16 protein-coding genes are annotated in these 21,095 nt (G+C 36.9%); 6 read left to right on the top strand and 10 right to left on the bottom strand.

The window, feature by feature from the left end:
* The first annotated feature begins 5 nt into the window (after nt 1–5).
* A complete protein-coding gene (locus B154_RS0103865; RefSeq protein WP_018612006.1) occupies nt 6–458 on the top strand; it encodes a hypothetical protein in 453 nt (150 codons plus the stop codon).
* A 78-nt stretch (nt 459–536) separates the two neighbouring features.
* Here the strand turns inward: B154_RS0103865 and B154_RS0103870 are convergent, their stop codons facing one another.
* Complete coding sequence (locus B154_RS0103870) at nt 537–1,535, bottom strand: YpdA family putative bacillithiol disulfide reductase (protein ID WP_018612007.1); 999 nt, start codon at nt 1,533–1,535, stop codon at nt 537–539.
* Between the two features lie 116 nt (nt 1,536–1,651).
* A complete protein-coding gene (locus tag B154_RS0103875; RefSeq protein ID WP_018612008.1) occupies nt 1,652–3,235 on the bottom strand; it encodes a peptide chain release factor 3 in 1,584 nt (527 codons plus the stop codon).
* Nucleotides 3,236–3,420: 185 nt separating this feature from the next.
* Between B154_RS0103875 and mnmH the strand changes: the two genes are divergently transcribed.
* The 3 genes from mnmH (at nt 3,421) to B154_RS0103890 (ending at nt 7,500) form a co-directional block, all read left to right on the top strand.
* Nucleotides 3,421–4,518 carry a tRNA 2-selenouridine(34) synthase MnmH gene (gene mnmH / locus B154_RS27615; protein ID WP_018612009.1) on the top strand — a complete coding sequence of 366 codons (1,098 nt, stop codon included), beginning with the start codon at nt 3,421–3,423 and terminating at the stop codon, nt 4,516–4,518.
* A gap of 251 nt (nt 4,519–4,769) precedes the next feature.
* Entirely contained in the window at nt 4,770–5,822 is a 1,053-nt protein-coding gene (selD, locus tag B154_RS0103885; RefSeq protein WP_026259941.1) for a selenide, water dikinase SelD, read from the top strand.
* A 283-nt stretch (nt 5,823–6,105) separates the two neighbouring features.
* The gene (locus B154_RS0103890; RefSeq protein ID WP_018612011.1) at nt 6,106–7,500 is read left to right on the top strand and encodes a dihydrolipoamide acetyltransferase family protein; all 1,395 of its coding nucleotides are present in this window, start codon (nt 6,106–6,108) and stop codon (nt 7,498–7,500) included.
* Between the two features lie 179 nt (nt 7,501–7,679).
* Here B154_RS0103890 and B154_RS0103895 read toward each other — a convergent pair whose 3' ends face one another.
* The 4 genes from B154_RS0103895 to B154_RS0103910 form a co-directional block, all read right to left on the bottom strand.
* A complete protein-coding gene (locus B154_RS0103895; protein WP_026259942.1) occupies nt 7,680–8,693 on the bottom strand; it encodes an inorganic phosphate transporter in 1,014 nt (337 codons plus the stop codon).
* Between the two features lie 231 nt (nt 8,694–8,924).
* A complete protein-coding gene (locus B154_RS0103900; protein ID WP_018612013.1) occupies nt 8,925–13,268 on the bottom strand; it encodes an efflux RND transporter permease subunit in 4,344 nt (1,447 codons plus the stop codon).
* Between the two features lie 22 nt (nt 13,269–13,290).
* Complete coding sequence (locus tag B154_RS0103905; RefSeq protein WP_018612015.1) at nt 13,291–14,667, bottom strand: TolC family protein; 1,377 nt, start codon at nt 14,665–14,667, stop codon at nt 13,291–13,293.
* Nucleotides 14,668–14,724: 57 nt separating this feature from the next.
* Nucleotides 14,725–15,120, bottom strand: coding sequence for a hypothetical protein (locus tag B154_RS0103910; protein WP_018612016.1), 396 nt, complete (start codon nt 15,118–15,120; stop codon nt 14,725–14,727).
* 196 nt (nt 15,121–15,316) lie between these two features.
* On the opposite strand from B154_RS0103910, the gene B154_RS0103915 reads away from it, so the two are divergent.
* Nucleotides 15,317–16,027, top strand: a complete 711-nt coding sequence (locus tag B154_RS0103915) for a hypothetical protein (RefSeq protein ID WP_018612017.1) — start codon at nt 15,317–15,319, stop codon at nt 16,025–16,027.
* An 85-nt stretch (nt 16,028–16,112) separates the two neighbouring features.
* On the opposite strand, the gene B154_RS0103920 is transcribed toward B154_RS0103915, so the two are convergent.
* The 4 genes from B154_RS0103920 to B154_RS0103935 all read right to left on the bottom strand — a co-directional run bounded on the left by B154_RS0103920 (nt 16,113) and on the right by B154_RS0103935 (nt 20,167).
* On the bottom strand, nt 16,113–16,997 hold the full coding sequence (locus B154_RS0103920) for a DMT family transporter (RefSeq protein ID WP_018612018.1): 885 nt from the start codon (nt 16,995–16,997) through the stop codon (nt 16,113–16,115).
* A gap of 118 nt (nt 16,998–17,115) precedes the next feature.
* On the bottom strand, nt 17,116–17,889 hold the full coding sequence (locus B154_RS0103925; RefSeq protein WP_018612019.1) for a polyprenol monophosphomannose synthase: 774 nt from the start codon (nt 17,887–17,889) through the stop codon (nt 17,116–17,118).
* 71 nt (nt 17,890–17,960) lie between these two features.
* A complete protein-coding gene (locus B154_RS0103930; protein ID WP_018612020.1) occupies nt 17,961–18,734 on the bottom strand; it encodes a 3'-5' exonuclease in 774 nt (257 codons plus the stop codon).
* 71 nt (nt 18,735–18,805) lie between these two features.
* A complete protein-coding gene (locus B154_RS0103935) occupies nt 18,806–20,167 on the bottom strand; it encodes a UDP-N-acetylmuramate--L-alanine ligase (RefSeq protein ID WP_018612021.1) in 1,362 nt (453 codons plus the stop codon).
* Between the two features lie 218 nt (nt 20,168–20,385).
* Here B154_RS0103935 and ytxJ point away from each other — a divergent pair, with 218 nt between their 5' ends.
* Entirely contained in the window at nt 20,386–20,718 is a 333-nt protein-coding gene (gene ytxJ / locus B154_RS0103940; protein WP_018612022.1) for a bacillithiol system redox-active protein YtxJ, read from the top strand.
* Nucleotides 20,719–21,095 lie beyond the last annotated feature (377 nt).

The following is a 21,095-nucleotide window of genomic DNA, read 5'->3' on the forward strand; positions in this document are numbered from 1 at the left end:
CAGAAATGCCATTAAAAATAATATTAACCAGGAAAGGAGAATTTATAAACCGAAGGCAACGTTTCAAAGTTTTTATTAATAATAAAGAAGCGGGTCTTATTAACAACGACGACAGCAAAGAGTATGAGCTTGAGCCCGGAACGTATACGGTACAATGCAAACTCAACTGGATGAGCAGTCCCATACACACTGTTGATTTAAAAGATGGAGAAAATGCTTACCTAAGGGTAAGCAACGGGATGAAATATTATTTCCCCCTGTACATAATGATGCTTGTGGGTCTTTTTCTGCCTTTTTTTCTTAAAATAGGAAAAGTGCCTGTTCCTGCCTGGATAAGTACGCTTAAGATTATTTTAATTGTTCCCGCGTTATTGTATGTGATAGTTTATATGTCTTTTTTAAAAGGTAAATACCTGAGTTTAACAGAAGACAAGGGCAACCCGTTTGCAAACAAGTAAACAGATAAGGCGGGATGTTACAAAGGAGAAATGAAAATGCTATTAACCGGGAAAATTAAAGGATTCCTGAAGCTTCCCTTAAACCAGGGAAGCTTCAGGAATCGAACTTCTCATTTTAATATGATTAATAATCTTTTCGGCATGAATTCTTGAATTTTCAATAAATAAGCGATGTGTGTTCATTCCGCCGCAAATAACGCCTGCCAGGTATACTCCCGGAACATTCGTTTCCTGGGTATCTTCATCTACGTCAGGTCTCAGCACGGCATCGTCTGATAACAGTATACCCATTTCTCTTAAAAATTTCAAATTTGGCTGGTAACCTGTCATTGCAAGCACCCAATCATTCTCAATGGTTATCAAACCTTCGGGTGTATTTATATCTACTTCATGTTCCCTTATTTCAGCAATAGATGAGTTAAAATATGCTTTAATTGAACCTTCCGCAATCCTGTTATCAATATCAGGCTTTACCCAATATTTCACGCGATCACTTATCTTATCTCCTCTTATTACCATGGTTACTTCTGCACCTTTGCGCCACGTTTCCAATGCGACATCTATGGCAGAATTTGCCGCACCCACAACCAGTACTTTTTGAAAAGCATAATAGTGAGGGTCTTTATAATAATGTTTTACTTTAGGCAGGTTTTCTCCTGGTACATTTAGAAGGTACGGAATATCATAAAAGCCTGTAGCGATAATAATGTTTTTACAAGTATAAGTTTGTTTGGTTGTAGCAACCGAAAAACTTCCGTTTTCCTTTTGAACTTTCATTACTTCTTCAAAAAGTTTTATATGAAGGCCGCCCGAAATAGCTACTCGCCTATAATATTCCAGGGCTTCGGCTCTTGTAGGTTTAGGGCTATTGCTAACAAAAGGAACACCTCCAATCTCAAGCCTTTCGCTCGTAGAAAAAAAAGTCATGTTTGAAGGATAATTGTATAAGGAATTGACCAGTGCTCCTTTTTCAAGTATTACATAACTTAACCCCGCCTTTTTAGCTTCAATAGCGCAGGCGAGGCCAATAGGACCGCCTCCTATTATTATTAAATCGTAAGTCGTTTCACTTTCCATAGGTACAATTAAAGTTCGACAATTAAAAGATAATGTGAAAGGATGGCCTCACCACAACTATCATTTTTTTTCTATCTGCAAAGAAATCTGCTTAAGCCCGTTAATTTAAATTCCGGCTATTTATGTATTTCGCTTGAAAAATGAAATTTAATATCAGGATTGTTCTGCATTTCAGTATTTAAAAACCATTCACTCTGTGCCAGGTATACCATATTACCATCCTTATCGGCTCCTACATTTGCCTGTTTGAACCTGGCAAATTCTTCCAGTTTCTTGGGGTCACCTGTAAGCCAGCACGCTTTATAAAAAGGAAGACTATTAAACTGAACTGACGCACCATACTCATGCAACAGACGATACTGTATAACTTCAAACTGAAGCTCACCCACACAACCAATTATCTTTTTATTTCCTCCAAATTGTGTAAACAACTGAGCAACGCCTTCATCTGTCAACTGTATCAACCCTTTCTCGAGTTGCTTGGTTTTTAAAGGATCTTTGTTAACTACCTCCTTAAAGATTTCGGGCGAAAATGTAGGAATACCTGTAAAGTAAAAATCTTCTCCTTCAGTTAATGTGTCCCCTATCTTAAAATTACCTGTATCAAACAAACCTACCACATCTCCGGGAAACGCTTCATCTACTACTTCTTTGTCACGGGCTAAAAAAGAATATGGGTTGCTAAAGCGCACATCTTTGTCTATACGTACGTGATGAAAATACTTATTGCGTTCAAACTTTCCGCTGCAAACACGTAAAAAAGCTATTCTATCACGATGTTTAGGGTCAAGGTTTGCATGTATCTTAAAGATAAAGCCACTAAATTTTGGTTCTGCCACATTTACAGCTCTTACATTTGTTTCCCTATCCCGCGGTGTAGGTGCGATTCGTATAAACGTGTCCAGCAATTCCCGAACGCCAAAATTATTAACAGCACTTCCAAAAAATACGGGAGCCACTTTTCCCTGCAGGTAATCATTTGTGTTGAGCTCCCCGTACACGCCATCGATCAACTCCACATCTTCACGTAGAGTTTCTGCGTCGCGTTCTCCAACTTTTTCATCGAGTATTTTGTCGTTTAGATTTTTAATCTCAACTGTATCCTCATCTCCTCCTTTGGTACTTGCAGCAAATAACACAAGGCTCTTGTCGTGCAAATTATAAACACCCTTAAAATCCTTACCCTGGTTAATAGGCCAGGTCATAGGATGAAGAGAAATTTTCAGTTCATTCTCAATTTCTTCCAACAAATCAAAACGGTTTTTACCGTCGCGGTCCATTTTGTTTATAAATACAATTACCGGCGTATCTCTCATCCGGCACACCTCCATTAGCCGGCGTGTTTGTTCCTCCACACCATTCACACTATCCACCACCAGCACTACACTGTCTACCGCCGTAAGGGTGCGGTAGGTATCTTCAGCAAAATCTTTGTGACCGGGAGTGTCAAGCAGGTTTATCAGCATTCCCTTGTATTCAAAGCTCATTACAGATGTTGCTACTGATATACCGCGCTGCCGCTCAATTTCCATAAAGTCACTGGTAGCATGCTTTTTTATTTTATTGCTTTTTACCGCTCCTGCTGTTTGGATTGCACCGCCAAACAGTAAGAATTTTTCAGTTAATGTCGTCTTTCCGGCATCAGGGTGACTGATAATAGCAAATGTCTTTCGTCGGTTTATTTCTTTTTCGTACTTCATTTTTGTAAAAGGTTTAAGACAAAAAGCATAAGCAAAACTTCAAATCTTACTTATACAACTTAACAGTCGCTTAAACCGGCTGCAAAGGTAAGATGCAGAAACGGAATGATTTGCTTGTTTAAAAGACAAGAAAGAAATACAACATTTTTATATGAATTTTATAAAGTTAATTTGTATTCTTACCTATGGCTATTGAAAAAATCACAATACAGCAATTTTTTGAACTTGCAGGTAACTACCCTGTTTTAGATGTCCGAAGCCCGGGAGAATACGAACATGCCCATATACCCGGAGCTTATAGTTTGCCATTGTTTAGCGATGAAGAAAGAAAGGTAGTTGGTACTGCATATAAACAGGAAAGCAAACAAAAAGCAATAAAAAAAGGCTTACAATATTTTGGAGTGAAAATGGTGCAAATGGTTGATGAAGCTGAAAGGATTTTTGAATCTCATAAGGCAAAAAAGGCATCAGAACAATCAAGAGAAAAGGCTGTAATTATTCACTGCTGGCGTGGGGGCATGCGTAGTGCGGGAGCAGCCTGGTTATTAGACCTGTATGGCTTTAAAGTATACACCATCATTGGTGGCTACAAATCCTTTAGAAGATGGTGCGCAGGGCAGTTCAATATACAATATCCCTTTAAGATTATTGGTGGCTATACTGGCAGTGGCAAAACTGAAACATTAAAAGCCCTTGCACTACAAGGCAGTGCAGTTATAGACCTAGAGGCACTGGCCCATCACAAAGGATCAGCCTTTGGTCATTTAGGCGAAAACACACCACCAAGCCAGGAGATGTTTGAGAATAAGCTGGCTATAGCATTGTCCGCTAACGCTTCAGCAGGTTCTATCTGGCTCGAGGATGAAAGTCAGCGGATCGGATCTGTTAGCATTCCTAATAACTTGTATTCCTATATCCAAACGAGGCCCGTATACTTTTTAGAAATCCCCTTTGAAGAAAGATTGAAATATATTGTCAATACGTACGGCAGATTTGAAAAAGTTAAATTAGCAGAAAGTATTACAAGGATAACAAAACGTTTAGGCGGCCTTGAAACAAAAACAGCACTTGAGCTTTTGGAGGCCGGAAATGTCTCGGATTGTTTTAAGATATTATTAAAGTATTATGATAAGTACTACTTAAAATGCCTCGAGCAAAAAAAAAATAAGGTATTGTTCATTAAAAAAATTCCTTTAGAAAGTACTCATCCTGGTGAAAATGCCACAATTATCTTGGAAATAGCAAGTCAGGAGCATTCACTATCAGGTGCACTAGTAAATTGAGCCATGAATGGCAGCAACATATTATTCCTATTTTTTTGACTTGTTTCTATTATTATGATCATTGACTTCATCAAGCAACAATCTTTGGGTTCTGGATATCTAGTCTCCGTCGATCTGTTAAGAAACCAAATTAATCTTTGCATTACTTCTAAAAGTCCTCCTTTATAATTCTCATTCACAAATTTTCGGTTCTTTTGCATTTTTAACAGCCCAATTGGTTGACCTAAAAGAATCAGCACATGTTAAACGTAATGAACTCTACCGACATAAAACTTACCCAATACTCGCATGGCGCAGGATGTGGCTGTAAAATTGCTCCTAAAGTACTCGATCAGATTTTACAAAGCAATTTTGCAATGCCTGATAACAACAGGCTTCTGGTAGGCAATCACAGTAAAGACGATGCTGCAGTATTTGATATGCAGAACGGGCAAGCACTTATTTCCACTACCGATTTTTTTATGCCTATTGTAGATGATGCTTACCAGTTTGGTAGAATTGCATCGGCTAATGCTATTAGCGATGTATACGCGATGGGTGGTAAACCTATTGTAGCCATAGCTATATTGGGCTGGCCGATTAATAAGATTTCTCCCGAAGTTGCGAAAAGAGTTATTGAAGGCAGCAGGAGTATTTGTATGGAAGCAGGAATACCTTTAGCAGGCGGCCACAGTATAGATTCTCCCGAGCCTATTTTTGGTTTAGCTGTAAATGGAATAGTTGACATAAAAAATATTAAACAAAACAATACTGCACAAGCGGGCAATGTATTATTTCTGACTAAAAAAATTGGTGTCGGTATTTTAACGACTGCAGAAAAAAAAGGAATATTAAGAGCAGAACATCAATCACTTGCGGCGACCCAGATGGAACAGCTAAACAAAGTTGGAGAAGCATTAGGTAATATGCCTGGGGTTACAGCAATGACTGATGTTACAGGGTTTGGATTGTTGGGACATCTTGCAGAAATGTGTGAAGGAAGCAACGTGAGTGCCCAGCTAAATCTAAATAAAATACCGTTATTGACAAATGATTTGAAAATGTATATATATCTGCAATCGGTGCCAGGCGGAACGAACAGAAACTGGGACAGCTACGGCGGCAAAATTTCGTTTGCAGAAAATATTGATAAAAATTATGCTACAGCGTTATTGGCAGATCCACAAACCAGTGGCGGATTATTAATAGCCGTTGATGCAAATGCAGCAGATGAAGTACAGGATTTGTTGCAGGAATATGGATTATATAATACACCAATCGGAAGAACTGCGGAGCAAAAAGAGACATTAATTACAGTGTTATAAAAGAAAATTACAAGTTTTTATAAATGGTATACTGAAAGTTAGTCAGCAAATAACATAAAAACTTTATTTTCTAAAGTTACATTTGGTAGAATTTTTTCCTTCACCAGCCTTCTTTTGTAATCTGATACAAATCAAACATCTTTGCATTTGTACAAATCTCAGATTTAGTATAAGTTTCTTTGCTGATAGAAGGATAAAAAAGTACAAGTGTGCGACGCAACGGATGCTTAATAGAAAGGATAAAGCTTAGTTCATAATTCTTTCTTTAAAAAAATTAATTAATATGGCCATAGTTGATTTGCTTATGCCCAAGCTGGGTGAGAGTATAATGGAAGCTACTGTTTTGAGGTGGACCAAACAGGTTGGAGAAAATGTGAAGCAGGATGAAACGGTGCTAGAAATTGCGACTGATAAAGTAGACAGCGAAGTACCATCTACAGCGGAAGGTGTGCTGTCGGAAATTTTATATAAAGAAAATGACGTTGTGCCTATCGGTACGGTAATAGCACGTATAGAAACTGACGCAAATGCGGCAGAGACAACCGAGGAAGATTTGGAGGTTATTGCTGAGAGTAATTTGCCACATGAACCTTTTACACATGAAGAAGAAACCTTAGATGAACCAATTCCTTTTGTGCCAAGGTCTACTACACCTGTTATAAATAATACCTCTGGCAACAATAAATTTTATTCGCCCCTTGTATTAAATATTGCGAACAGCGAAGGAATCTCTATGAGTGATTTGGAGAAGATTACAGGCACCGGCAATGAAGGAAGAGTAACTAAGAAAGATATTTTACAATATGTGGCCGATAAAAAGTCTATCCAGGCAACTGACCGGGAAATGGCAGCACCACCAATTGCTTTACCAAAAACTGAAAGAACAGCTGCAGAACAACCTTCTGAAACAAACTTAGCTCCGGCTTCAAAAGAAAATATTGAGCAATTACCTTCTGCCGCGCCTTCGGGCAATGTGGAGATAATAGAAATGGACAGAATGCGAAAGATGATTGCAAGGCATATGGTTACCAGCAAGCAAATAAGCCCTCACGTAACCAGTTTTTCTGAAGCTGACGTAACAAATATGGTGAGGTGGAGAGAGCGGGTAAAAAGCCAGTTTGAAAAGGTAGAAGGAACAAAAATCACTTATACACCAATGTTTATTGCTTGTATAACAAAAGTCATAAAAAGGTTTCCCTATATCAATTGCTCTGTAGAAGGTGATAATATAATTTTAAAAAAAGATATTAATATTGGCATGGCTACAGCACTTCCTTCTGGTAGTTTGATTGTGCCTGTTATTAAGAATGCTGATTATCTTAACCTTGTCGGGCTAAGCAAATCTGTAAATACACTTGCTGATAATGCAAGAAACAACCGCCTTAAGCCGGATGACACAAATGGCGGAACTTTTACTATGACCAACGTAGGCACATTTGGCAGTCTTATGGGAACTCCTATTATCAACCAGCCACAGGTTGCCATTCTTGCTGTAGGAGCAATAAAAAAAAGGGCTGTGGTTATAGAAACATCGGAAGGAGATACCATAGGCATAAGACATATGATGTATTTGTCTCTCAGCTACGACCATCGGGTAGTGGATGGTAGTGTAGGGGCAAGTTTTCTGACAGAACTAGCGAAAGAATTTGAAAGCTGGGATATTCACCGACCATGGTAGCGACCAGTATATCAACTCATTTTAAATATACAGCTTAAGTCAAAATTTGGATATCAGATAGTAAAGTAATTTGCTAGGTTTTTGGGCAGATGTGGAAAAACAATACGGTGACACCTAACCTTACCTACTTATAATGACTTTGTCGTAATTATTTGTTGTAATTATATGAACTCTTTTCATTAAGAAAGAAAAGAGGCAAAGTTTAAAATCCAATATAAGAGCATTGCAATTAAAGCGCTTACGGGTATAGTTAACACCCAGGCCCATACCAAACCGATAGTTACTCCCCACCTTACGGCGCTTAATCTTTTTGTTGCACCTACGCCTATAATTGAGCCGGTAATGGTGTGTGTTGTACTTACAGGAATGCCTAGTAAAACGGTTAAAAAGATGGTTAACGCTCCGGCACTTTCTGCACATACACCCTCTAACGGAGTTACCTTGGTTATCCTGTTTCCCATTGTTTTTACAATTCTCCAACCTCCCGACATTGTACCTAAAGCAATTGCCGCATAACACGACAGAGGCAACCAATCAGGCATTTTAAAAGCGTCCAGCCCCTGATTATTTCCCTGTGTTTTAGAATAAAACCAAAGAGCGGTAAAAATCAAACCCATAGTTTTTTGAGAATCTCCACCACCGTGGGCGAGACTAAGCGCAGCCGAGGAAATAAGTTGAAATCTTTTAAACCTCTTTTCGGCTCGATATGGTTTGCTTTTTTTGCTGATAGTGACCACGAATATGGTAACAATAAATCCAAGAATTAAACCGATAAAAGGAGATAAAACCATAAAGACAACGGCTTTAATTATAGGAGCACTGTTAACACCGGCAAACCCACCAGCGGCTATAGCCGCACCTGCAAGGCCGCCAATAAGTGTATGGGAAGAACTTGAAGGAATACCGTAGTACCAGGTAAGTAAATTCCAGAATATGGCAGCTACAGTTGCAGCTAAAATTAAATGGTAGCTGATTAGCTCAGATGAGACAATACCCGCAATTGCACCTGCCACTTTATGTTCCTTAAAAACGAAAAAGGCAATAAAATTAAATGCTGCGGCCCATAATACAGCTAAAAAAGGTGTAAGCACTTTTGTTGATACAATAGTAGCAATCGAATTTGCAGCATCATGAAAACCATTTGTAAAATCAAAAACAAGAGCCAAAATAATTATTATAGAAAGTAATAGCATAGACGTAATATCATAAGAAAAGGAACAAAGATGCCGATATGTATTGTACAAAAAAATAAATAATAATGGGTAACGTTTAATTTATATATCACCTACTGCTATTTACACTTGCATGTTTATACAATATTTCCGCTTTGTTCCTTTTCCTGATTATGATTCATTAAAAATTATAATTAAAAACAAAGATCATTTAATACAATCGGCCGCAAAAGTATAAAATGAAGTTCATTTTTAATTTTCAATCTCTACGCCTTCTTCTATTTCATTTGATGGATGTTTTAATAATGAACCAATTCCTTTTAAATCTCCAAAAATTTCTGTACTGTCTTTTGCATTCAGGCCTTCCATTACATTTATAAACTTTGTTTTCTTTTCTGCGTCCAGAGCTACTACATATACGCCCTTGGTTGAATGAACAATGGCAGAAGCAGGAACGACATAACTGTTATTAGATGACTTTACAGGTATTTTAACTTCAGCATACATTCCCGGCTTTATTTCTCCACCATATGAGGGAACGTCAAATTCTATTGCTTCGGATCTTACGTTCTCATTTATAACACCTGCTCTTCTGCTTACTGCGGCTTGAAAAGTCTTATCTGGATAAGCATTTAATTTAAACTCTACTTTATTCTCTTTATTAATGGATGAAACAATTGTTTCCGGTATATTAACTACCAGGCGAAGATGATTTACTTGCTGCAGTGACAGCATAGGTTTGTCTCCATTTTTTGTATTTGGACCAATTAAAGCGCCGGGGTGTATATTACGTTCAGTGATAATACCGCTAAAGGGCGCTCGTACCTGTAAATAGTCCTTCATCTGTCCTAAACCAGTTACTGTTGATTTTTCTGCTTCAACATTTGCAGCATCAGAAGCCATTTTTGACCTGGCACTTTCAAGATCAAATGGAGAAACAGTGCCGGCAGTTTTGCTTGCCTGCAATAATCTTTCATACCTGTCTTTGCTTATCAAATACATTTCATTGGCCTTGGCAAAATTTGACTTAGCAGTTTGAACCTGCTGATTGATTTCAGGAGCATCTAGTGTCATTAAAAGTTGCCCTTTTTTTACAACACTACCGCGGTCTACAAATACATTTTTTATATAACCGCTTACCTTCGGAAAAATATCTACCGATTCAAAAGCGGATAATTCACCCGGTAATTGTACGTACGAAGAAATTTTCTTTTGAGATACTGCTGCCAGTTCTCCCTTATCTTCTACTGATGAAGCCTTTGTTGCCGATACATTTTTTTGTGTTAAATCAACAGGTTTTTGTTTAGGAGAGCAGGAAATTGCAAAAAGAGAAATTACTAGTATTAATGTATTTAATGGTATAAGAGAAGAGGAAGGTTTCATTGTTTTAAGTTTAGGTAAAAGAGAAGGGCTTTGAAATGAAGATTTACTTTGTATCCAGGCGAAAGCAAGGGGTAAAATATACAGGGCAGCAAAGGTTGAGGCAACCAACCCACCAATGACTGCACGGCCTAACGGAGCAGTTTGTTCACCTGCTTCCCCCATTCCTGACGCCATTGGTATCATTCCTGCAATCATGGCGAGGCTTGTCATCAAAATCGGGCGAAGCCTTATACTTGCTGCTACTACCGCAGCTTTTTTTGCATCCCGGTATTCTATTCTTAGCTTTTCTGCATTGGTTACAATTAAAATAGCGTTTGCAACGGACACACCAATTGACATGATCATGCCCATATATGATTGAAGATTAAGTGTAGAACCAGTTAGTAGTAACAAAAGCAATGAACCAAGAATAACCGCAGGCGCCGTTACCAGTACTACAAGCCCCAGTTTGACAGATTCATAAGTAGCGGCGAGTAATAACAATATTACAATAACCGCAAACATCAGTCCTGTTTGCAGGCTTCCGAGCGTTTCAGTTAAAAGGTCTGACATTCCTTTCAACGAGATGGTTACACCTTTTTGTGGTTCTCCCAATTCTTTGATTATTTTTTGTACATCATTTGTCGCGGTGCCTAAATCTTTATTTGAAAGATTTGCATTTACTGTAAGAAACCTTCTTGGACCGCTTCTGTCATATTCGCCTGCTGCTTTTACCATTTTGAAATCTGCTACGTCAGATAAGACAGGTCTGTTTCGTCCTTTAATTAGTGGAATTTCTTTTAACTGGTCCATTGTACTCATAGCATATTCAGGAATCTGTACCTGCACCTGGTAAGTGTATGCTGCCTTTTCATCTAACCATTGGTTTTTTTCTGTAAACCTGCTTGAAGAAGTACTTGCAGTAACTGACCTTGCGATTTCCTGTACACTTAATCCAAATTGAGATGCTTTAAATCTATCGATATTAATGGCAATGGTAGGGAAAGCTAAAGGTTGCTGTATCTGAACATCTCTCAAATATGGAACTTTGCTTAATTTCTTAACCAATGTATCTGCATAGCGATGTATTTGATCCAGGTCTTTGCCCGCAACTCTTACTTCAATAGGAGTTGTAGCACCCTGGCTCATTATTTTATCGGTTAGATCAATAGGCTCAAAAACGATTGTAGCCTCGGGCAGCTTATAATGAATATTTTTCCTTAGTGCATCTTTCAATTCATCGAGGTTGACTTTATAATTTTCATCCAGGTTAACCTGTAACACAGCTTCATTGGTTCCACTGTTAAACACATATAAATTACTTGTTCCATAACTGCTGGGCACTAGACCAACATAGGCGGAAGTAACAGCTACGTGATTATTTACTGTACTATCAATAATTTTTAAAACAGATTTTAATGCCGCTTCTGTGTTTTCTAACCTTGTACCGTCTGGCTCTTTCAGTCTTATCTGAAATTGTCCGTTGTTCGTTCTTGGCATCATATCACGGCCGATAATATTCATACATACCGCCACTAACCCAACTACCACCAACAAATAAATTAGAACGATAGGCTTTCTTTTAGGAACCATCCGGTTTAATATATTAACAAAACTCATCTTTACCCTTTCAAAAAAATCATTACTCTCCGGATGTTTTATTTCTTCGTTAAAATGATGGCCGATTTGTTCTATTTCAATATTGTCCAGCGCCTCTCCGGCATGCGCATGATACTGACCATGTTTATATTTATATTTCTCTTCCTTTAACAGCCAATTTGATAATATGGGAACCAAAGTTTGTGCGAGCAAATAAGATATTACCATTGCAAAACCAATAGAAAGTGACAAAGGCAAAAACATGGCTTTTGGTACACCTGTCATTAAAAAAGACGGAGCAAACACTGCCAGTATACATAGGAGTATAAGCAGCAATGGAAAAGAAATTTCCTGGCATGCGTCCAGAACTGCAACTCTCATACCTTTACCCATTTCAAGATGCTGGTGAATGTTTTCGATCGTCACTGTTGCCTGGTCAACCAATATTCCTATTGCTAAAGCAAGGCCGCTTAACGTCATTAAATTTATTGTTTGCCCTGCCAGCTTCAACAAAAGAACAGTTGATAAAATTGAAATCGGGATAGTAATAATAACAATGACGCTGCTTCTCCAGTCTTTAAGAAAAAGCAAAACCATTAGACCAGTTAAAATTGCGCCTAATGCACCTTCCGTTATCAGGCTTTTAACTGCATTTATTACAAATACAGATTGGTCAAAAGCATAGTCTAATTTTATGTCATCGGGCAATAAACTTTGCATTTCAGGTATGGTTGCCTTCAACTTTTGCACTACTTCCCATGTAGATGCATCTGCAGTTTTAATTACCGGGATGTAAACAGAGCGCTTACCATTGATTAGCGCGTAATCAACGGTTATATCTGCTGCATCTGTAACTTTTGCAACGTCGCTTACAAATACAGTTGCTCCGTCTTTGGTTTTTAAGGGAATGTCTGAAAAGTCATTGACAGTCTTTTCTAATGTATTAATTGTTGTTACATACATTAGGTTATCTGACCTTAGATTACCTGAAGGAGACATAACATTTGCCTTAGCTATTTTATCAACTATTTCATCAGGTGAAATATCATAACTGCGAAGCTTATCCGGATCGATGCTAACTACAACCGAGCGGGAGTTTGCCCCAAAAGGCGGCGGTGCAGATAAGCCAGGCACAGTACCAAACATTGGCCTTATCCGCGTAGCTGCCATGTCATAAATTTCTTTTAAGGACTTTGTTTTGCTTGAGAAGACCAATTCGCCTACCGGTAAAGAAGATGCGTCGAAACGGACTACCTGCGGAGGCAATGCACCGGGGGGAAAAAACTTCATTGCCCTGTTTACCTGCAAAGCTACCTGGGCCGAAGCCTCTGCCATGTCAGTACCCTCGTAAAAGCTTAATTTCAACAAGGTTAAGCCGGTTATGTTTTTACTTGTAATGTTTTTAACGCCATTAACATATAAAAACTGGTCTTGCATACGGGTAGCAAAAAAACCTTCCATTTGCTGGGGAGACATGCCGCCATAAGATTCTATCACGTAAATGGTAGGAAGATTAAGTTTGGGAAATATATCAATCGGGACGCTTTTTATGGATATTACAGCAAATAAAAGAAAACTGCAAACCAACACGATAACAGTAATAGGCCTTTGAAGAGCTGCCTTAACTAAATTCATATAAGTATATTTAAGAAGATGATTATTTGGGGACCTGGTTTACAAAATCAGCTATCATTCCTGAAGATGCCGCCTTTTGAAGTAAAGAACGCCATACATTATTATTTGCAACCGTTACATCTACAGATGCCCTGTTTAATACGGTAAATGCCTGTATTAATTCTGTTAACGGCGCTAAGCCTGCCTGGTACCTGGCATTTGATAAATTATATGCCTCTAACGCCGCCTTATATTGAACCGGAGCTAACCTGGTTTGCTGTAAGGCATACTGATATTGAAGATTGGCATTTTTCATCTGTTTTTGCAATCTTAACGTTTGCTCATCTAACCTGTACCGCGAACTTTCAATGTCCTGCTCCGCGGCCTTGTATTCCTCCCTTTCTTTGGCCAAAGACAAAATATTACACTTAACAGCAACTGCAGCCATGTAATTATAGGTTTGATAAGGAATTCCGCTCATAGCGTCACTGCTATACTTCTTCGAGCTTTTATTAATCCCTGACCCCCTGGCCCAGCCCATACCTAAGATATTAATGGTAGGCAAGGCTGATTTTTTTATAACCAGTGAGCGGTCAACCTGGTTTTGCAACATTTGCTTATATAAATTAATAACCGGGTTATTATTAATAGCAGAATCACCGGAAATAGCCAGCGGAACTCTGGTAAGAAAAGTGGTTGTATCTACATTGAGACTATCCACAGAAATATTGCTAAGCTGAGATAATTGTATTTTTTGTTCTTCAACCAGTTGTTTGCTTTGTAATAAAGCTAACCCCGCTCTTGCCACTTCAGCATTTGATGCCGAGGAGTCGAGACCTGGTAATAGACCTGCCTGGGTGTGGCTTTGAACATATGTTTGAAAAACCTTTGCTCTTTCAAGGTTGGCTTGTTGCACTGAAACAAGTTTTTCGCTTAGCGCCAATAACAGGTAAACATCAATAGCCCGCACCTGTAGTTGAAAGACTTCGTTATTATAATCGGCTTTAGCGACCTGAACCTGCGAGTTAGCAAATTGAACTGACTGCTTGACTTTTCCAAAATTGAAAGCATGCCAATTAACCATCAGTGTTGTAAAACTTCCGAAAACCGGGTTATAAATATTTTGATCTCTAACACCTCCCGATGTAGAAATAGCGGTTCCTTCATTTGAAAAATACGAACCTTCTAACCCATTATTTGTTGAATATTGATATTGATCAGCCGCTGTTAACTCTGGTAAATAATCCTTCCTTGCAGACTGAAGACGGTAAGAAGCAGCTTTTACAGATGCTTCTTTTGCTTTTATAGATGGATAATCTTGTGAAATTTTTTGTAACAGATCAGGGATACTAATTGTATTACGCTGACCATACACTCTTATAGTGCCTAATAATATAAAAAGACATACAATTACTCTCATAAATTATTTTATTTGATTTAAAAAGATTCCTGCAACAATTGCAATAACTTTTTAGAATCAAATACGAATAATGGAAAGAGCTAAATAATAATGATTATCAGGAACTATATCAAAAAGCGTAGCTTTTCTTTTTATTTTAAAAGCAAGTTGAGAGAGCAGACAGGAAAGAGCATACAGATTTTTTTTCAAAAATCTTCTAATTGCAAATAGCCAAAAAATTAATAATTCATTTTCTATTTCAACATGTTCTTCTTCATTATGTATTAAATTATTTACATGTAGTACTTCTGGTTTTTTCTTAATGATTTTGCCAATTCCAACCGTGCGAGCCTCAGTTGACCATAAAATAGACGAGAGAGTATGTGAGCTAAAAATAATGGCAGGACGTAGTAACAGTAATATCACTGTCAAAATGAAAACACAGTTTAATAACAACTTTTTACCGCCATCCATTATTTAAAAATAAAACTATAATACAAACTTTAAAAGAGAATAAAAGTATAATTTCCCAAAAATATGATTTAAAGGAGAAATTAAAAATCGAATGTTTTTTATTATGAACTAATTAGTTGTTAAAATAATAAAAAAAATTTAACGTTGGTATTATTTTTAAGTCTATTGTATATATGTAAACTTAAATAAAGTAACTATGAAAACATTGTCAGAAACATGGTTCACCGAAGGTTATATAGATTTTGAATTAAAAAAGTACACTCTTCTCGCCTACCTGACTGAGGTAAATAAATATTTCAATGAGAATAAACTGTATCCTCAGTTAGCTGATGTTGTTTTTCATTACAATAACATTGTTTCTTTTCGCGAAAATAAAAAATTTCTGCAGGAGCATTTTCCCAAACAACTGACTGATATAAATATTCAAAAACTTCAGTTTGCCTATGAAAGAATGATTGAAGATGATGAATTAATGAAGGAATTGGAAGACATTATACAGTACTCTGCAAACAAAATAAAAAACACCATCAAAACAGGTGCAGAGATTTACGAATTTGTTGAAGCGAAGATAACTATAGAACCAGTTGGAATTGTTCCTTTGGATGTAAACGAAGGTTATCTCTTTTTAAAAGATGGTAATTATGATGCGACTGTTGTATACCAATACCGCTTAACTTTTTTTGAAAAGCATGATGAGAAATACAGGGGTATCCGCACAGATTATATTCACAAATGGCAAAGAACAGTAAGTAACTCACCAGAAAATATAAAAGGCGAATTAATAAAAAACAGGAAAAGTCTTCCAAATCCTGCGGTATATAATATAGAAACTAACTTAGCTTATCCGATTGAAGAAACTTTATTACCCATAGCTAAAAGAAGTTTTGTAAAATTTATCAGTAAATAAATGCTCAAGCACAAGTCGAATTACTCAGTTTCAATAAAGCTTACCTCAGTTTCATTGACTTAGAAAGAAACTTTGCGAAACACATTCATACAACAGCAAATTTCTTTCGACTATTAATAACGCGTATCATTTGTAAAACGACGGCTAATAAAATAAGTGTGAAGCCAAGATAAAACCATTGGCTTAGATACTTGTTTTCTTTATACACAACAAAGGCAAGTATAATTCCATAAATAGGTTCTAAATTAAGCGTAAGATTTTGTGTAAACGCAGAGACTTTTTGTAGTGCCTGCAAAGACAAGTCCATCGCGAGGATAGTGCAGATCCAACTCAATAGTACAAACCAAATCATATCCATTCGGTTTGGTATAAAATTCCGGGTTGGCAGCAGGTACAAATAAAATGGCATTAGCAAGGTAAGTAATAAAAAGCCCCCGGTCAACTCATACAGCATTACTGTTCTTGGAGCATTGTATGAAACCTGGGTTTTGTTAAAGATTGAGAAAACACAGCTTAAAACGGAAGAGACAATACCGAGTACAATGCCGGTTTTATATTGAGGATCAAAATGAAAAATAAGATAAATACCAGCAATAGCAACCAATCCCAATAAAATTTCAGCAACAACCATTTTTTTACCTGTAATTGCCGGTTCTAAAATTGCGGTAAACAATCCTGTTGATGACAGGCATGTTAAAGCAATTGAAACATTGGAATATTTTATACTTCCATAAAAGAAACACCAATGCAAAGCTACAATACCTCCTATAGAGAAAAGCTGCCAACGTTGTTTAGGTAAAACAGACTGCAACTCGTTGTTGGAGCGCATTAAAAAGTATAAAGTAACAATGGTAATAAGTATTCTGTACCAAACCAGTAATCCTTCATTAAGTGATATTAACCTTCCTAAAACACCTGTAAACCCCCAAAGAAACACTGCAATATGCAGTTTAAGTAAAGCCTGTTTCATGAAGGTGCAAATATACAGGAAAGACTAATCGAAGGAGATGGAAGGCAAAAGGTGCAAAGTAAAATTTATTTTCTCAAACTTGTACCTTAGGGCACATACCTCTAAACCTTGCAAGAACCTATACTTCTGCTTTAGGTGAAACAAACTGGGAAGCATTTTTAACCCGTCTGCGGTAATTTTTAAACAAGCTTTGCCATTGTATTTTCAATACTCCTAACACACCTTCTTTTAAAATACCTTTATTCATTTTTGAAGAACCAAGTTTGCGGTCTATAAATGCAATCGGAACTTCTACTATTTTAAAGCCCAATTTCCATGCGGCAAACTTCATTTCGATCTGAAAGGCATAACCTACGAACTTTATTTCATCAAGATTTATAGTTTCTAATACTTCGCGCCTGTAACACACAAAACCTGCTGTAGGATCTTTTACCGGCATCCAGGTGACCAACCTCGTATAAAGCGCTCCTCCTTTTGAGTAAAATTTGCGATCCCACGGCCAGTTTTCAATTTGTCCGCCCTTTACATAGCGGCTTCCAATGGCTACGTCTCCTCCTTGATATTTGCAGGCAGTGTATAATCTTTCAAGGTCAGCAGGACGATGTGAAAAGTCTGCATCCATTTCAAAAATAAAATTATACCCTCTTTCAATGCTCCATTTAAAACCGTGAATGTAGGCTGTACCGAGGCCTAACTTTCCGGCTCTTTGTTCTAAAAACAACTGATTTTTGTAAGACTGTTGAAGCTCTCTTACTATATTAGCCGTACCATCAGGTGACGAGTCATCAATTATCAAAACATGATAACCCAGTTGCAAAGAAAAAATAGCTTCTAAAATATTGGCAATATTTTCCTTCTCATTGTAAGTCGGTATAATTACTATTTTTTCCAATAATTGTTACATTTTGATTTAGCTTAACAGCAATCTGGATTTTTTAATAAAATATTTTATTGCTATAAGTCTTAGAAACTTTTCTTTAAAAGACCTCTATTCATTATTTCAGTAAGCTTTTGCTTTGTATGCAAAGGAAAGTCTCCTTTCATCATCCAGTCATAATACTGAGGCTCTGCTTTCAGAACATCTTCTACGCACCGTCCTTTATGTTTACCGAAGTTAAATACCTCTTTACAATCAACTTTAACAAATCTTCTGGCAAAGTCAACCAAATCTTCTTCACCACAAAAACTACATATCGACTCAAGAGTAACACCTATTTCAGGATATCGTTCAATTTGCGCCTCTAATATTTCCCATGTAGCTGCTGCATCTACTTCTGCACTATGAGCCCCTTCAAGGTTTTTTTGACAATAAAATTTGTAGGCAGCACTTAAAGTTCTCTGCTCCATCAGGTGAAAGACTCTTTGCACATCTATCAGCTTTTTGCCATCCACTGAAAATTCAAGACCCGCCCTTAGAAATTCCTCCACCAACATTGGAATATCAAACCGGTTACTGTTATATCCACCAATATCGCAACCTTCAATAAACTGTTTTATTTCATTTGCCACTTGCTTAAATGTTGGAGCATCTTTCACCATTTCGTCTGTTATACCGTGTACATCGCTCGAACTTTTTGGTATAGGCATTAGCGGATTTATAATCTTTCTTTTGGTATGACGGCTTCCATCAATGCCTACTTTCACAATAGCAATCTCAACAATTCTATCAGTAGCCAGGTTAGTGCCTGTAGTCTCAAGATCAATAAAAGCAACAGGTCGTTTTAACTGTAATTTCATGTAAAAAAAATTCGAAACGGGTTTATTAAATGTGAACGATAATTATAATATAAACAATATAAAACAATAAATTAAGCAGTTGTCATTCTTGTTGCAAAACCAGTTACATCAACACCGTCATAATTGCCACTACTCATAAAGACCACACTGGTATTTTGGTATTGGTGATTGTTAAGCCAATTTATTAATTCACTTTTATCTGTTAATACTTTAAGATTTTCTTTTGCAAAACCATCAAAAACAACTTCTTTCGAAAGCTGAGGCATCCTCTTTAATTCCAGTGCATGTTTAGAATAAAACACCGCCGCTTCATCTGCTTCATCCATCGCTCCTTTATATTCATTCATAAAATCTTTGTTAAGGCTGCTAAAAGTGTGCAATTCAAATACGGCAATTAATTTTCTACCCGGATACTGTTGCTTTACAGCTTCCATTGTAGCCTTAACTTTACTGGGCGCATGAGCAAAATCACGATAAACTATTGTTCCATCATTTTCTGCAATTTTCTCTAATCTTTTACTTGCTCCTGTAAAAGTACTCATTGCATGTACAAAAGTCGCAGCATCTATTTTAAAATGTTTGCAGACATACCATGCAGCATGTAAGTTTAACAGATTATGATTACCAAAAATTTCCAATTCGCCTTCTGCATCTTCAATTTTTATTGTTGTCTTGCCGCTGTTAACAGTGTGAGCAGGAATGCCATAAGGTTGAAATACAATATCTTCTCTTTTGCTATCTGCAATTAATTGTTTTAATATTTCGTCTGTTTCGTTATAAATTAAAAGTCCTCCCGGTTCAATTTTATCAAGAAATATACGAAATTGCTCAATGTAATTTTCTAAAGTCGGAAAGACGTTTATATGATCCCATGCAATACCTGTTATAACAGCTACATGCGGAAAAAGAAAATGAAATTTGGGTCTTTTTTCAATTGCACTTGCAGGGTATTCATCTCCCTCACAGACTATTATTGGTGCATTTGTTATACTTACTGATTGTTCAAATCCTGAAAGCCTGGCGCCTACAAGATAATCAAAGTTTTTTTGTGCTGCCTTTAACACATGCATCATCATGCTTGTGGTAGTCGTTTTGCCATGGCTACCTCCTACTACTACCCTTGTTTTTGCCATGCTTTCATGATAAATATATTCAGGAAAAGAATAAATGGACAATTGAAGTTTTCTTGCTTTTTCAATTTCCGGGTTATCATTTTTTGCATGCATTCCTAATATAACTGCATCAAGCTCAGGAACAATTGCATCTGGATTCCATCCCATACTTTTTGGAAGCAAACCTTCCTTTTCTAAATTTGAATAGCTCGGTTCAAAAATTTCATCATCTGTTCCCGTTACTTCGTAGCCTTTTCTTTTTAATGCAATCGCAAGCTGATGCATTACACTTCCTCCAATTGATATAAAATGAACTTTCATTAAAATTTTTATCTTTGAAATATTTGTGCAAAATAACCTTATATTTATTTAAGTAAGTAATATGAAAAAGACAATAATTGCAATTATTATAATCATAGCTACAGGCTTCATGTTACAATCATGTGCATCGGCCCGCGGGGGAGACTGCCCATCTCATAATCCTCGTTATTTTCGGGCATAATTTTTAATAAATAATATTATATAAAAGAATGAATAGTATGAATTGGATTGAGTTTAAAAGTGAAGATCAGATAAAGGAATTGATTGAAAAGTCTCATGACAAACCGCAGGTAATATTTAAACATAGTTCAAGGTGTGGCATTAGTGCAATGGCAAAAGGCAGGCTTGAAAGAAGTATCGCGCCATCAAATGCAGATTTCTATTTTCTTGATCTGCTTAATTATCGTAACCTCAGCAACACAATTTCCTCACAGTTTAATGTCTATCACGAAAGTCCGCAGATTTTAATAATCAAAAATGGTCAATGTATTTATGATGAAAGCCATGGTTCTATTACAATGGACGAGATAGAAGAACAGGTCGCTATTTAACAATGTTTTTTGCTATTTTTTAAGATAGGCACGTTTTTTCGACGTGCTTATTTTTTTCCTTCAATTATATATTGTAACCTTGACGGAATTAAAGGATGGATGTAAAGGAACATATTTTGCCAGGAGGGTAAAGTCGAAGCAATTAATGAAACTTTTGTTTAGTTTAATTAATCCTGCTGCAGTGATAATTCACTTAATACAACTTTTTCTTGTTTAATTACTTAAGAAATAACATTAGACAACTGAGAAGAATATTCCCCACTACCTTTTTTTAACGCTTTTCCAAAGCTCTCCAGAAAAACCTTTTTAACGGTAATTATATTATAAAAATACTGGCACGTATTTAATATATATACTATCACAACTTATACTTTGAC

The sequence above is a fragment of the Segetibacter koreensis DSM 18137 genome (assembly GCF_000374045.1).
Taxonomy (GTDB): domain Bacteria; phylum Bacteroidota; class Bacteroidia; order Chitinophagales; family Chitinophagaceae; genus Segetibacter; species Segetibacter koreensis.

Coding starts and splice junctions, on each gene's coding strand:
- B154_RS0103865 (WP_018612006.1), top strand. CDS start 6: ATGCCATTAAAAATAATATTAACCAGGAAAGGAGAATTTATAAACCGA.
- B154_RS0103870 (WP_018612007.1), bottom strand. CDS start 1,535: ATGGAAAGTGAAACGACTTACGATTTAATAATAATAGGAGGCGGTCCT.
- B154_RS0103875 (WP_018612008.1), bottom strand. CDS start 3,235: ATGAAGTACGAAAAAGAAATAAACCGACGAAAGACATTTGCTATTATC.
- mnmH (WP_018612009.1), top strand. CDS start 3,421: ATGGCTATTGAAAAAATCACAATACAGCAATTTTTTGAACTTGCAGGT.
- selD (WP_026259941.1), top strand. CDS start 4,770: ATGAACTCTACCGACATAAAACTTACCCAATACTCGCATGGCGCAGGA.
- B154_RS0103890 (WP_018612011.1), top strand. CDS start 6,106: ATGGCCATAGTTGATTTGCTTATGCCCAAGCTGGGTGAGAGTATAATG.
- B154_RS0103895 (WP_026259942.1), bottom strand. CDS start 8,693: ATGCTATTACTTTCTATAATAATTATTTTGGCTCTTGTTTTTGATTTT.
- B154_RS0103900 (WP_018612013.1), bottom strand. CDS start 13,268: ATGAATTTAGTTAAGGCAGCTCTTCAAAGGCCTATTACTGTTATCGTG.
- B154_RS0103905 (WP_018612015.1), bottom strand. CDS start 14,667: ATGAGAGTAATTGTATGTCTTTTTATATTATTAGGCACTATAAGAGTG.
- B154_RS0103910 (WP_018612016.1), bottom strand. CDS start 15,120: ATGGATGGCGGTAAAAAGTTGTTATTAAACTGTGTTTTCATTTTGACA.
- B154_RS0103915 (WP_018612017.1), top strand. CDS start 15,317: ATGAAAACATTGTCAGAAACATGGTTCACCGAAGGTTATATAGATTTT.
- B154_RS0103920 (WP_018612018.1), bottom strand. CDS start 16,997: ATGAAACAGGCTTTACTTAAACTGCATATTGCAGTGTTTCTTTGGGGG.
- B154_RS0103930 (WP_018612020.1), bottom strand. CDS start 18,734: ATGAAATTACAGTTAAAACGACCTGTTGCTTTTATTGATCTTGAGACT.
- B154_RS0103935 (WP_018612021.1), bottom strand. CDS start 20,167: ATGAAAGTTCATTTTATATCAATTGGAGGAAGTGTAATGCATCAGCTT.
- ytxJ (WP_018612022.1), top strand. CDS start 20,386: ATGAATTGGATTGAGTTTAAAAGTGAAGATCAGATAAAGGAATTGATT.